8 protein-coding genes are annotated in these 13468 nt (G+C 68.1%); 7 read left to right on the top strand and 1 reads right to left on the bottom strand.

Going from position 1 to position 13468, the window contains the following annotated elements; translation table 11 throughout:
- Positions 1 to 13 precede the first annotated feature (13 nt).
- Together AC1RR5_RS26520 and AC1RR5_RS26515 are read left to right on the top strand one after the other, a co-directional pair.
- Complete coding sequence (locus AC1RR5_RS26520) at positions 14 to 742, top strand: SDR family oxidoreductase (protein WP_492926743.1); 729 nt, start codon at positions 14 to 16, stop codon at positions 740 to 742.
- A gap of 1 nt (position 743) precedes the next feature.
- Positions 744 to 1088 (top strand): L-rhamnose mutarotase, encoded by a 345-nt coding sequence (locus AC1RR5_RS26515; RefSeq protein WP_492926741.1) that lies wholly within the window; start codon positions 744 to 746, stop codon positions 1086 to 1088.
- Here AC1RR5_RS26515 and AC1RR5_RS26510 read toward each other — a convergent pair.
- Complete coding sequence (locus AC1RR5_RS26510; RefSeq protein ID WP_492926739.1) at positions 1085 to 4183, bottom strand: TonB-dependent receptor; 3099 nt, start codon at positions 4181 to 4183, stop codon at positions 1085 to 1087. The genes AC1RR5_RS26515 and AC1RR5_RS26510 overlap by 4 nt on opposite strands.
- A 589-nt stretch (positions 4184 to 4772) precedes the next feature.
- Between AC1RR5_RS26510 and AC1RR5_RS26505 the strand changes: the two genes are divergently transcribed.
- From AC1RR5_RS26505 to AC1RR5_RS26485, 5 genes are read left to right on the top strand one after another with little or no spacing between them, the layout of a single operon-like run.
- Positions 4773 to 5639, top strand: coding sequence for a rhamnogalacturonan acetylesterase (locus AC1RR5_RS26505; RefSeq protein WP_492926737.1), 867 nt, complete (start codon positions 4773 to 4775; stop codon positions 5637 to 5639).
- Positions 5640 to 5646: 7 nt separating this feature from the next.
- Positions 5647 to 7989, top strand: coding sequence for a glycoside hydrolase family 95 protein (locus AC1RR5_RS26500; protein ID WP_492926735.1), 2343 nt, complete (start codon positions 5647 to 5649; stop codon positions 7987 to 7989).
- Positions 7986 to 8945 (top strand): pectinesterase family protein, encoded by a 960-nt coding sequence (locus AC1RR5_RS26495; protein ID WP_492926733.1) that lies wholly within the window; start codon positions 7986 to 7988, stop codon positions 8943 to 8945. Before AC1RR5_RS26500 ends, AC1RR5_RS26495 begins: the two co-directional genes overlap by 4 nt.
- 13 nt (positions 8946 to 8958) lie before the next feature.
- Positions 8959 to 12078: a sugar-binding domain-containing protein gene (locus AC1RR5_RS26490; protein ID WP_492926732.1), complete on the top strand. Its 3120-nt coding sequence runs from the start codon at positions 8959 to 8961 to the stop codon at positions 12076 to 12078.
- 24 nt (positions 12079 to 12102) lie between these two features.
- Positions 12103 to 13332 carry a pectate lyase family protein gene (locus AC1RR5_RS26485; RefSeq protein WP_492926730.1) on the top strand — a complete coding sequence of 410 codons (1230 nt, stop codon included), beginning with the start codon at positions 12103 to 12105 and terminating at the stop codon, positions 13330 to 13332.
- The last annotated feature ends 136 nt before the right edge of the window (positions 13333 to 13468 follow it).

Genomic DNA, 13468 nt, shown 5'->3' with positions numbered 1-13468 from the left:
AGGGGACCTACCCATGGGACGACTGACCGGTAAGACCGCGCTGGTGACGGCGGCAGCGCAGGGCATCGGCAAGGCCAGCGCCGAGCTGTTCGCCCGCGAAGGCGCGCGGGTCATCGCGACCGATCTCAATGAAGAGCTGCTGGCCAAGGTCGAGGGCTGCGAAGGCCGCCGCCTCGATGTTCTGGACCTGGACGCCATCAACGCCCTGGCCGCCGAGTTGGGTGCGATCGACGTGCTGTTCAACTGCGCCGGCTATGTTCATTCCGGCACGATCTTGGATTGCGACGAGAAGGCCTGGGCGTTCTCGAACGACATCAATGTCACCGCCCAGTACCGCACGATTCGCGCCTTCCTGCCGGCCATGCTGGAGGCCAGCAAGGGCTCGATCGTCAACATGTCGTCGGTGGCCAGCTCGATCAAAGGCGTGCCGGGCCGCTTCGCTTATGGGGCCACCAAGGCGGCCGTGATCGGCCTGACCAAGGCCGTGGCCGCCGACTTCGTGGGGCAGGGGATCCGCTGTAACGCCATCTGCCCCGGCACGGTCGACACCCCGTCTCTGAACCAGCGGCTGGCCGACACCGGCGACTATGACGCCGCCTGCAAGGCCTTCACCGCTCGCCAGCCGATGGGCCGCCTGGGCAAGCCGGAAGAGCTGGCGCAGCTGGCCCTGTACCTGGCCAGCGACGAGTCGGCGTTCACGACCGGCCAGATCCACATCATCGACGGCGGCTGGATCAACTGACATGCGCCATTGCCTGGCTCTGGACCTCAAGAACGACCCGGAGTTGATCGACCGCTACGAGGCCTGGCATGCGCCCGGCGCCGTGCCGCCGGCGGTCATAGCCTCGATCCGCGCGGCCGACATTCTGGACATGCAGATCTGGCGGCTGGGTACGCGCCTCTTCATGATCATGGAGACCGGCCCGAACTTCTCGGCCGAGGCCAAGGCCGCCGCCGATATGGCGTCGGAAGACATCCAGGCGTGGGAACGGCTGATGTGGGAATTCCAGCAGCCGCTGCCCGGCGCTGGTGAAGGCGAGAAGTGGCTGCCGATGCGCCAGATCTTCGCTCTGGACGCCCAGCCCTAACGATAGCGGTAGCGCAGCCCCAGCCGGAAGTCCCGCCCCGTACGGTGCTGGTAATTGGCGATCTGGCTGCGATCAATGAACTGGCGCGCCACCGCGTCTGTCAGGTTGGCGAAATCCGCCGCCAGGGTCAGCTGCGGCGAGATCTTGTAGCGCACCGAGACGTCGACCGTGGTCAGGGCCGAGAAGCCTTCGGCGTCCCCGCCGGTCACGGCAGGCACCGCGCCTAGATAGCGTCCGCGATGGCTGACGCCGGCGCGGGCGTCCAGGCGGCGGCCGTCATAGTTCAGCGCCAGATTGCCCACCAGGCGCGGCCCGCCCAGCGAGTCCTCGACCGTCTCCATCGCGCCGCTGGGCATGCGGTAGAGGACCTTGGACCGCGTATAGGCCAGCGAGCCCTGCACGCGCCAATGCGCCAGGCGCGAGCCGGCGGCGCCCAGTGGCGTGATCGCCGAGATCTCCACGCCGCTCAGCCGGCCCTTGCCGGTATTGGTCGGTCGGACGAACTGCCAGATGGGCAGGGCAGGATCGCAGCCCGGCGTGCTGCCGCAAGCCTCGGCCGCCACGCTGTCGGGCAGGCCGTAGGGATTGGTCGAGAACGGCGCCGGCGGGCTGTAGGTCTGCTGGACCACCGAGGCGATGGCCTTGTGATAGGCCGACACCGTGACCGCCCCGCCGTTCGGTGCATACCACTCCGCACCCAGGTCCAGGGTCGTGGCGCGGGTGGGCGTCAGCTCGGGATCGCCGGCCGAGACGCTCTTGAGGCTAGGCGTCGAGATGGTGAAACCGGGGCGCAGGCTGCGCAGGTCGGGGCGGACCATCACCCTGGCCGCGCCCATCCGCACGGTCAGGTCGTCGGCCGGCTCCCAGACCAGGTTCGCCGACGGCAGGACATCGACATAGCTGCGCTTGGCGCGCACCGGCTTCAGCGTTCCGTCGGCCTGGACCTGCGAGCCGCGCGCGTCCTGCGCCGTCCGGGCCAGGCGCAGGCCGACATCGCCCCACAGCGGGCGCCCGTCCTCGCGCGGGCGCGACAGCAGCAGATAGGCGGCGTCGTCGCGTTCGCCGATCGCATAATTGGTGGCCGCGCTGGGCTCGGGTCCCAGGCGGAAGGCGTCGCAGCCGGTCTGGGCGCAGGCCTGGCGCAGCAGGGCCAGGCCTCGGAAGATGTCCGGCGCCAGCCATTGGCCAGGCGGGTTCACCGCGCCGAACGACGCGTCCGCGCCGACCATGCGCACAAAGTCGGCGACCGGAATGGCGGCGAGGGCGGCCGGGACCAGGCTGTTCAGATTGGCGGTTGTGCCGTTGGAGCGCGAGAGGCTGACGGACTCCGTCCGGTAGTCCTTGTGCAGGACGCCCGCGCGCCATTCCAGGCCGCGGGCCGCGCCCTTCAGGTCCAGCCCGGCGGTCTTGTAGCTGTTGTCGACCCAGTTGGGATCGTCGCGGAACTCCGACAACGTCCAGGCCGAGGCGCGGTCCAGCACGGCGTCACCATAGCCCACATAGGGGTTGCGGGCGTCGCGGAAGTCGTAGGCGAAGCCGTTCACGCCGTACTGGTCCAGATGCAGGGTGTTCTGCACCGGATTGCTGAAGTCCGAGCGCGAAAAGCCTAGGAGCGCCGTGGCTTCAATGCCGCCGGACAGCTGGTGCGCGGCCGACAGGGTCGCCTGCCGGAAGATGGTGTCGAGCTCGTCGTAGCGGGCCTCGGACTTCACGTCGACGTCGTCGAAGGTCCCGGCCAGCAACACCGCGGGGCCGTCGCCCGTGCGGATCACCGGATTGATCGCGGTCACCGCGTTCAGCCCGCAGGTCGGCGGCGCGGCCGGGCCGCAGGGGCCGGCGGTGCGGAAGGTGAAGCTCTCCAGAAGGTACTCGTGCCGCTTGGCGCGCAGGGTCGCGTACAGCAGGTCCAGCGAAACGCGGGTTCTGTCCGAGGGGCGCCAGTCCAGCGCCGCGGTCAGGCCCAGGCGCGACTGGTCGGCGGTCATCAGCTCAAGGCGTGGGATGCGGGCGTGCAGGGCGGCGTTGACCTGCGCCAGGCTGGCGCCGCCCGTGGTCGCGCCGAAGCCGGGAGAGAGTGCGTCGCCGGTCTGCCAGCCGCCGGCCGTGCTGCCGGCGTCGACGGCGTAGCGGCGCGAATAGGCGGCCGAGACCAGCAGGCCCAGACGGTCGTCGGCCAGCCGGCGCGACAGCACGATCGAGCCGCGCGGCGCTAGGCGGTCGGCGCGGCTGTTCCAGGTCTGCTCGCCATACAGCAGGACGCTCTTGTCGCGCAGGTCGAAGGCCGAGCGCGTGCGGATGTCGACCGTGGCGCCCAGCGAGCCTTCGTCGACATCTGCGGTGGCCGTTTTCTGCACCCGGATCTGGCGGAAGAGGTCGGCGGCGAAGACGTTGTAGTCGAACGAGCGACCGCGGTTGGTGCCACCGCCGACATTGGAGCCGCCGAACGTCGCCAGGGTCTCCATGCCGTTGATGCGCACGCGGGTGAAGCGGCTGGCCGTGCCGCGCAGGGCGATCTGGCGGGTCTCGCCACCGTCGCTGACCGCCGCCGCGCCGGGCAGTTCGCGCAGGGCGTCGCCCAGGCTGAGCGCGCCGGAGCGGGCGATCTCGTCCTCGGTCAGGATATCGATGGGTGAGGGCGTGCGGCGCTTCAGATAGCCGGGCAGATCGGCATTGGCGATCGCCGTGACGCTGACCGGCGCGACCTCGGCCGGCGGCTCGTCGAACCGGCGCGGGGCGACGGGGACGGGCGGCAGGGCGCGTTTTGTCGGGCGGACACCCTGCGACAGGGGGATGATCGTCACCACCCCGTCGGCGCCGATCACAAAAGTCAGGCGCGATCCGGCCAGCAGGGTCGCCAGCGCCGCCTGCAGCGACATGGTTCCGCGCAGGGCCGGCGCCGGACGGCCGGCGATCAGCGGAGCAGGGGCTAGGACGACGACGCCGGCGCGCTCGGACACGGCCAGCAGCGCGCGGGCCAGCGGCTGTTCGGCCTGGTCAAAAGCAAAGGCGCTTGGACGTTGTGCGGCGAGGGCCGGAGCACTGGCCAGCAGCGCGGCCAAGGCCGCCGCTGAGCCGAGCAAAGGACGGCCGCTCATCGGGCGCGCACGACCAGGCAGGCCGGGTAATCACGCCAAACCTTTACCCTAACGATTCGACGCTTCGGACGCCCCGCCCTGGACACCGGCACTCCCCAACTGTTCTCGGTATCCTTGTTGCCGGCGACGATGCGGGGGAACGTCGCGCCGATCAATGGCGCGCCGGACAAATCAGACAAATCCGGAACTTTTTTGTGCGGATCGCCGGGCATGAAACGTTGTTCAAATCTGGTTTCGCGGACGCAAGGAAAGCCCCGATATTTCTGTAAGTTACCGGTAACTTTTTGCTTTTTCCAGCTGTGTTGGCATGCTTATCTCGATGACACCGGTGACAGAGATCCGGTGAAGGACGGCCCTCGATGGCCGCCAATTGGGGAGGAAACGATGTCAACGCCACCGCGCGCCGCGCGCTGCACGGGCGTCGGCGATTCCCTCGCCAAGCCTCCCGAAATCACCGCCTCCAAGCGCTCGGATCGACAGCTTTTTGTCGGCCGGACCTAGGCGTTCGAGACCACCTCCTCCCGAGGTGCCAACTGGGGCGGCGTCGGTCCTTCATCCCCGACGCCGCTCATCTTCTTCGGAGTAACCCATGCGTTTGAAGGCCCTGACCCTGGCCGCCGCCCTGGCGCTGACGCCGCTGGCCGCGCACGCGCAAACCGCTGAGGTTGCGCCGCCGAAGTTCCGGGCCATCAAGATCGTGCTGGTCGGGGATTCCACGACCGCCGTGCTGGGCGGATGGGGCCCAAGCTTCTGCGGCTGGCACGTGACCTCGTTCGCAGCCTGCATCAACCTGGCGCGCGGCGGCCGCTCCAGCGGCAACTACCGCGCCGAAGGCTCGTGGGCGCTGGCCATGGACGAGATCAAGTCGGGCGGCTTCACCGACACCTATGTGCTGATCCAGTTCGGCCACAACGACCAGCCGGGCAAGCCGGGCCGCTCGACGGACCTCGCTACCGAGTTTCCGGTCAACATGCAGCGTTATGTCGACGAGGTGCGTGCGGCCGGCGGCAAGCCGATTCTGGTTACGCCGCTGACCCGTCGTTCGTTCAAGGACGGCAAGCTGCTCGATGACCTGGGTCCCTGGGCTGAGGCGGTCCGCAAGGTCGCCGCCGAGACCAACACGCCGGTGGTCGACCTGCATGCTCGCAGCCAAGCCGCCGTCCAGGCCATGGGTCCGGTCGAGGCCATGAAGTTCGCCCAGCGTCCGCCCTCGGCCGAGGTGCTGGACGCCGCGACCAAGACCGGTACGACCATCGCCGCCAGCACTGGCGTTCCGGTGGCTCCGGGCGCGCCGCCCGCCGCCCAGAACAACGCCGCGGTCGAGCCGATGGGCCAGGCCAAGCTATCGTTCGACTACACCCACCTGGGCGTCGTGGGCGCCGACTACTTCTCGGCGATCGTCACCGACGAGCTGGCGAAATCCGTGCCGGCTCTGCGCCGCTACCTGATCCAGTAGGCTTCTCATGACCCTGACCCGCCGCTCCACGTTCGCCGTCCTCGGCGCCGCCTCGGCCCTGAGCGCAGCACCGGCGCGCGCTCAGGCCAAGACCGGACCGTTGCGCCTCTGGTACCGCCAGCCGGCCAAGGAATGGGTCGAGGCGCTGCCGGTCGGCTCGGGCAAGCTGGGCGCGATGATCTTCGGTGGCGTCGCGGCCGAGCGGCTGCAGCTGAACGAGGACACGCTGTGGGCCGGCGGCCCCTACGAGCCGATCAATCCCGAGGCCAACGGGGCGCTGCCGGAGATCCGCAAGCTCATTAACGCCGGTGAGTACGCCAAGGCCACCGAACTGGCCGACGCCAAGTTCATGGGCCTGCCCAAGCGCCAGATGTCGTACCAGACGATCGGCGACCTGAAGCTGGACTTCCCGGGCCTCTCCGAGGCGGGGAGCGACTATGTCCGCGATCTCGACATCGACGGCGCGATCGCCACGACCAGCTTCACGGCCGGCGGGGTGCGCTACGTCCGCGAGGTGATCGGCAGCGCGCCGGACGGCGTCATCGCCGTGCGCCTGACCGCCAGCAACAAAGGCGCGATCAGCGTCGACCTATCCTTCGCCAGTCCGCTGAAGTCCAAGCCGGCCTCGTCGGTCGAGGGCGTGCAGCTTGTCCTGGCCGGGATCAACGAACCCTCGCAAGGCATCGACGCCAAGCTGAAATTCGAGTGCCGCGTCGACGTGCGCGCCAAGGGCGGCAAGGTGAGCGGGCAGGGCGGCGTGCTGTCAGTGAAGGACGCCGACGAGGTGCTGCTGCTGATCGCGGCGGCCACCAGCTATCGCCACTACGACGACGTCTCGGGCGATCCGACGGCGCTGAACAAGGCGACGCTGGGCAAGCTTTCGACCAAGCCGTGGGCCAAGATGCTGACCGAGCACCAGGCCGACCATCGAGGTCTGTTCCGCCGCTTGGGCGTCGACTTTGGCCGCACCCGCGCCGACCTGCTGCCGACCGACGAACGCATCAAGCAGTCGCCGACCACCGACGATCCGTCGCTGGCGGCGCTGTACTACCAGTATGGTCGTTACCTGCTGATCGCCTGCTCGCGTCCGGGCAGCCAGCCGGCCAACCTGCAAGGCATCTGGAACGACAAGACGTTCGCGCCCTGGGGCGGCAAGTACACGATCAACATCAACACCGAGATGAACTACTGGCCGGCCGAGCCGACCAGCCTGCCCGAGCTGGTCGAGCCGCTGATCGCGCTGGTCAAGGACATCTCCGAGACCGGCGCGCGGATGGCCAAGACCATGTACGGCGCGCGCGGCTGGGTCACCCACCACAACACCGACCTGTGGCGGGCGACGGCCCCGATCGACGGCGCCAAGTTCGGCGTCTGGCCGACCGGTGGCGCCTGGCTCTGCAAGCACGTCTACGACCACTACGACTACAATCGCGACAAGGCCTATCTGGAGCGGGTCTATCCGTTGATGAAGGGCTCGGCGCGGTTCTTCCTGGACACGCTGGTGGTCGATCCGAAGTTCGGCGTGCTGGTCACCAATCCGTCGATCTCGCCGGAGAACAACCACGGCCACGGTTCATCCCTGGCCGCCGGCCCGACCATGGACCAGGCGATCGTCCGCGACCTGTTCGAGAACTGTCTGAAGGCCGAAGCCATCCTCGGCGCCGACGAGGCCTTTGTCACCGAACTCAAGACCGCCCGCGACAAGCTGGCGCCATACAAGATCGGCAAGGACGGTCAGCTTCAGGAGTGGCAGGAGGACTGGGACGCCGACGCCAGCGACATTCATCACCGTCACGTCTCGCACCTGTACGGCCTGTTCCCGTCGGACCAGATCTCGGTCGACACCACGCCCAAGCTGGCGGCGGCGGCCAAGCAAACCCTGGTCACGCGCGGCGATCTGTCGACTGGCTGGGCCATCGCCTGGCGCCTGAACCTGTGGTCGCGGCTGGGTGAGGGGGATCATGCCCACGGCATCCTGAAGCTGCTGCTGGGTCCCGAGCGCACCTATCCGAACATGTTCGACGCCCACCCGCCGTTCCAGATCGACGGCAATTTCGGCGGGACCTCGGGCATGACCGAGATGATCCTGCAGAGCCGTAACAACCGCATCTATCTGCTGCCGGCCTTGCCGTCGGCCTGGCCGACGGGTCACATGACCGGCTTGCGGGCGCGGGGCGCGGTCGGCGTCGATGTCCGCTGGGCGGGCGGCAAGCTCACCGAAGCCGTGCTGACCGCCAAGGTCGACGGCGAGCACACCGTGGTCCATGCCGGCTCGACGCTTAAGGTCGCGCTGAAAAAGAACCAAAGCGCCCGCCTCGTCGTGCGCAACGGCGCCTTGGTGCGCGCATGATCGGCAAGCGTCTGTTCCTCGGCCTGCTGCTGGCGACGGCGCTGAGCAATGTCGCCTTCGCCGGGACCCTGCGGGTCGGGCCCAAGGCCGCCTACAAGACCCTGACCGCCGCCGTGGAAGCTCTGCCGGTAGACGGCGGCACGATCCAACTGCAACCGGGCGAGTACCGGGAGAAGGTGACGATCGCCAAGCCCAACGTCCGCCTGGTCGGCAAGGGCGCAAAGCCTCAGGACGTAGTCATCGTCTGGAGCGACGGCGCCCGCACCGCCGGTGGCACCTTCAAGTCGTTCACGATGAACGTCTCGGGTGATGGCTTCCGGGCCAAGAACCTGACGATCCAGAACGACTACCACCTGAAGGATCCGCAGCCCTCCCAGGCCGTGGCCCTGGCCATCACCGCCGACCGCGCCGTGCTGGAGAAGGTGCGCCTGCTGGGCGCCCAGGACACGCTGTACGCCGCCTCCAAGAAGGACAAGCCCAGCCGTCAGTACTTCAAGGACTGCTATGTCGAGGGCCATGTCGACTTCATCTTCGGCGACGCCAAGGCCTTCTTCGACCGCTGCCACATCCACGGCATCGCCCACCAAAGCGTGATGATCACGGCCCAGAGCAAGGTGCGCCCCGACCAGGACAGCGCCTATGTCTTCGACCGCACCCTCATCACCGCCGACAAGGACGCCCAGGGCATCTTCTTCGGCCGCGCCTGGCGGCCGCTCGCCACGGTGATCTTCATGCGCTCGCGCATCGAGGCGCAGCTGGATCCTGCCGGCTGGCGCGAATGGACGCCCGGCAAGACCGACACGCTGAACACCGCCTATTTCGCCGAGTACGCCTCGACCGGTCCGGGGGCGAGCCCCAAGACCCGCGAGCCGCGCACCCATCAGCTGACCGACGCTCAGGCCAAGGCCTGGGATCGCCGTAAATTCCTGGCCGGCCCGGACGGCTGGAACCCCTAAGCACGAGTATCCCATGCGTCTCGACCGCCGCAGCTTCCTGACCACCAGCCTGGGCGTCGCCGCCGCCACGGGCCTGACGCCGACGACCAGCCTGGCCGCCGAGCCTTCGCCGGCCATCCCCGACGACGGCTGGCGGCTCTGGATCGACCAGGGCGCGGCCTGGAAGGACGACGTCATCCACCTGCCGGGCACGTTCGAACTGGCCAAGCTGCCGGTGAACGCGCCGACCGGCGGCTGGGGCGCGCTGGCCTCGGGCGATGCGATCACCGTCCAGCTGCCGACCACGGTGGAGCAGCACTTCTGGGGCGCGTTCGGCACGCGGCCCTATGGCGCGGACGAGTATCGCTACGCCGAGGACGACGACGTCCCGAAGTACGGCGCCTACAAGGGTGTGTCGTGGTGGAGCCGGACGATCGACATCCCGGCCTCGGCCAAGGACCAGCGGGTGTTCCTGAACATCCGCGGCGCGCGGATGCGGGCCGAGGTGTTCCTGAACGAGCAGATGGTTGGCTACTCGATCATGTCGGAGCTGCCGATCCACTGCGATCTCAGCGACGCCATGAAGCCCGGCGAGGCCAACCGCCTGTCGATCCGCATCACCAATCCGGGCGGCCGTTTCGACTGGCGCGACTCCACGACTATGATGTGGGGCAAGCTGAAGTTCTTCGCTTCGCACGGCTTTGGCGGTCTCGACCGGGGCCTGACCCTGAGCGTCCACCCGCGCGCGGCGAGGATCGACGACGCCTGGGTGCTGAACACCCCGAACGCCCGCCAGGTCACCGGCTTCATGGAGGTCGTGCTCGACAAGCCGCTGCCCAAGGCGGGGCTGGACAAGCTGAAGAGCAAGGCCGCCGTCGAGCTGACCGACGACAAGGGCGCGCCGGTCGCGGCCGCCGTCACGGTCGAGGCTGTCGAGGCGCTCGACGAGCACCGTCTGCGGGTTCGCTTCACGGTCTCGGCTCCCAGCGCCCAGATCTGGGACCTGAAGACCCCCTTCCTGCACCGTCTGCGGTTCCGCTGGGCCGAGGCCAAGGGCGCGGTCGATACGCGCGAGGTCCGTTTCGGCTTCCGCTGGTTCGGCGTCGACGGCGTTGGGACCGACGCGCTGCTGCGTTTGAACGGCCGTCGCGTGCGGCTCTATTCGGCGATCTCGTGGGGCTACTGGGGCTTCAACGGCCTGTGGCCGACGCCCGAACTGGCCAAGCGCGAGGTCACCTCGGCTCATGCCCTGGGCCTGAACGCGCTGCACTTCCACCGCAATGTCGGCAAGCCCGAGGTCTTCGACGCGATGGACGAGATGGGTCTGCTGCGGGTCATGGAGCCCGGCGGCGGTCGCCACGCCATCGGCCGCGACCTCAAGCCCGGCGAGAAGCTGTCGGAAGCCGACACCTTCAGCCGCGATTTCCTGCTCGAGAAGTGCAAGACCATGGTCCGGGCGTTCCGCTCGCGGCCGTCGCTGGTGCAGTACACCCTGCAGAACGAGATCGGCGCGAACCTGGCCAATCCCGATGTGCAGATCGTGCTGAAGGCCATGCACGACCTGGACCCCAGCCGGGCGGTCATCCTGAACGACGGCTTCGTCAAGCGTGGCGCGGCCCAGGCCATGTACCTGCCGTACAACGACCACTACTACCGCTCGGACGTCGAGGAATGGGGCGGCTGGTGGGTCGAGCACCAGGGCGCCGGCGACCAGTGGTACGACCGCTTCTACAAGTCCAAGGACGACTACATCCACATGCAGAAGGGCAAGCCCTTCATCGTCGAGTTCGGCGAGATGCAAGGGTGCGCCACGGCCGACAATCACGAGGCCATGGTCGTCGAGATCCTCAGCAAGGGCGGCAAGAGCTACGACCTGCAGGACCACAAGGACATCGTCGCGGCGACCAACAGCTATATCGAGCGCTGGGGCTTCAAGTCGGCGTTCCCGACCTCCGAGAAGCTGTGGCTGTCGGTCGGTCGCAAGGTCTACGAGTCCTGGCGCAACTACCTGGAGAACATCCGCCTGGGCGAGACGGTGGACGTGGCGGCGATCTCGGGGTGGGAGACCACCTCGATCGAGAACCACTCGGGCATCGTCGACGCGCTGCGGGGTTTCAAGGCCGATCCGACCCTGATGAGCCAGGCCCTGCGGCCAGTGATGGCGATCGCCAAGCCGCGCGGCCTGGCCTATGCCGCCGGCGAGACCGCCGAGCTGGACATCTGGTTCTTCAATGACAGCGGCCAGGCCGCGGCCGGCGAGGTCGTGCTGAGCCTCGTGGGCGAGGGCGGCGCTGTTAAGGAGCTGGGCCGTTGGCCGGTTCCGGCCCAGACGCCGGACCAGCTGAGCTACCTGCTGGCCGAGAGCTTCCGCACGCCGGTCCTGTCTCGTGCGGGCCTAAACACCCTGCGTGTGGCGTTCGGCGACGTGGTGTCGGATCGCGAGATCTGGGTGACGGCCGCCGCGTCCAAGCCCGTTAAGCCGATCAAGATCGGCGTCTCGGGCATCGCCAAGAGCCTGCGTGAGCAGCTCGCGGCCTTGCCCAATGTGTTGGTCGAGGACTTCAAGCCGGGCGTCCGTTACGCCGGCATCGTGGCCTCGGGCCTGAAGACCGACGAGATCATCCGCCGCCAGGTCGGCGAACAGACCGGCCTCGAGGCTCAGCCCAAGAAGGGCGAGAAGCCAGTTGTGGTCCTGGGCGAACTGCCGCCCGAGGTGCTGGCCGCCGCCAAGGCGGGTGTGCCGCTGCTGGCCATGGTCCAGGAAGACGGCCTGGCTGACGGCGTCGCCAAGCAGCTCTCGGGCCTCGGCCTGTTCAGCTACACGGGCCAAGTCGGCGGTCTGCGGGCGCCATGGATGGGCAACTGGAACTTCGTTCGCGCGCACTCGACCTTCGCCGGCCTGCCGGCCGACATGGCCATGAGCGTGCTGCATCAGGTCGAAGGACAGCCCTCGAATGGCCTGCTCATCGACGGCGACGGCATCGAGGTCATCGCCGCCTACAGCCGCGACCACGACCGCAAGAACGGCGCGGCCAGCTTCACCGTCCGCAAGGACAAGGCGCGGGTGCTTGTCCATCGCCTGCCGGACATGGTGGGGCCATTCCAGCAGCGCTGGCTGGCCAATGCGGTGAGCTGGCTGGCGACCGGCGCTTAAACAAGAACAGAGGGAGGGGTTTCGATGATCACCCGACGCGACACGCTGCTTGCCGCCGCCCTGGCGGCCACGCCGGGCCTCGTCATGGCCGCGCCCCGCAAGGCGCCCTTCGAACGCCTGGGCTGGGCCAGCAAGACGCCCGGCGGCGACGGCGGCAAGGTCATCCGGGTCAAGACCCTGGCCGGTGGCGGTCCCGGCTCCCTGCGCGAAGCCATCGCCGTCAAGGGCCCACGCACGATCGTCTTCGACGTCGGCGGGGTGATCGACCTGGCGCGTCACAGCATCAAGGTCACCGAGCCCTTCCTGACTATCGCCGGCGAGACCGCGCCGTCGCCGGGCATCACCCTGATCAAGGGCAGCCTGGCCATCGAGAGCCACGACGTCATTGTCCGCCACATCCGCGTTCGGGCCGGCCGCGATGGCGAGGCCAGCAAGAGTGGCTGGGAGGTCGACGGCATCACCTGCTGGAAGGCCTACAACGTCATCGTCGACCACTGCTCGACCAGCTGGGCCACCGACGAGAACCTGTCGGCCTCGGGTCCGCGCTTCACCGGCGGCGAGGATCCGGCCAAGTGGCGCGACGGCACTTCGCACCGGATCACCTTCAGCAACAACATCGTCGCCGAGGGCCTGTCGAACGCCAGCCACATCAAGGGCGAGCACTCCAAAGGCAGCCTGATCCACGACAACGCCTATGACGTGCTGATCGCCCGCAACCTCTATGCCCACAACCGCGAGCGCAACCAGCTGTTCAAGGGCGGGGTCGAGGCCGTGACGGTCAACAACTTCGTCTACGATCCCGGCACGCGCTGCATGCACTACGCCCTGAACGCCAGCGAGTGGGTTGGCCACCAGTGGCGCGTGGGCCAGCTGGCGATCGCCGGCAATGTGGTGAAGGGCGGGGTCTCGACCCGGCCGGACCTGCCGTTCCTGATCGTCGAGGGGCAAGGGGACTTGGAGCTCTACGCCTTCGACAACCCGGCCCACTATGCCGACGGGACCGAGATGCCACCGGTGCGGATCCTCAACACCGACCCGTTCCCCAAGATCAAGCACCTGACCAAGCCGTCGTTCTGGCCGGAAGGGCTGAAGCTGCTGCCCTCCAGCCAGGTCGAGGCCTATGTGCTGGCCAATGCCGGCGCGCGGCCCTGGGACCGCGACGCCGTCGACCGCCGGATCGTCCGCGAGGTGAAAGCCGGGACGGGCCGGGTGATCGACGACGAGCAGGAAGTCGGCGGCTATCCCAAGGCCTAGGGCTAATCGACATTCAGGATTCTCAGGCGCCGAGATGTCTGATTCATAGGGCTCCGTTTGATTGACGGAGCCTTATTGATGTCGGCCAAGCGTTACGAGTTGAACCAGACGCAGTGGGAGCGGATCGCGCCGTTGT

This window comes from Caulobacter sp. GW821-FHT11E11, assembly GCF_058808315.1.
This window is presented reverse-complemented; position numbering and strand designations above follow the sequence as displayed.

Coding starts and splice junctions, on each gene's coding strand:
- AC1RR5_RS26520 (WP_492926743.1), top strand. CDS start 14: ATGGGACGACTGACCGGTAAGACCGCGCTGGTGACGGCGGCAGCGCAG.
- AC1RR5_RS26515 (WP_492926741.1), top strand. CDS start 744: ATGCGCCATTGCCTGGCTCTGGACCTCAAGAACGACCCGGAGTTGATC.
- AC1RR5_RS26510 (WP_492926739.1), bottom strand. CDS start 4,183: ATGAGCGGCCGTCCTTTGCTCGGCTCAGCGGCGGCCTTGGCCGCGCTG.
- AC1RR5_RS26505 (WP_492926737.1), top strand. CDS start 4,773: ATGCGTTTGAAGGCCCTGACCCTGGCCGCCGCCCTGGCGCTGACGCCG.
- AC1RR5_RS26500 (WP_492926735.1), top strand. CDS start 5,647: ATGACCCTGACCCGCCGCTCCACGTTCGCCGTCCTCGGCGCCGCCTCG.
- AC1RR5_RS26495 (WP_492926733.1), top strand. CDS start 7,986: ATGATCGGCAAGCGTCTGTTCCTCGGCCTGCTGCTGGCGACGGCGCTG.
- AC1RR5_RS26490 (WP_492926732.1), top strand. CDS start 8,959: ATGCGTCTCGACCGCCGCAGCTTCCTGACCACCAGCCTGGGCGTCGCC.
- AC1RR5_RS26485 (WP_492926730.1), top strand. CDS start 12,103: ATGATCACCCGACGCGACACGCTGCTTGCCGCCGCCCTGGCGGCCACG.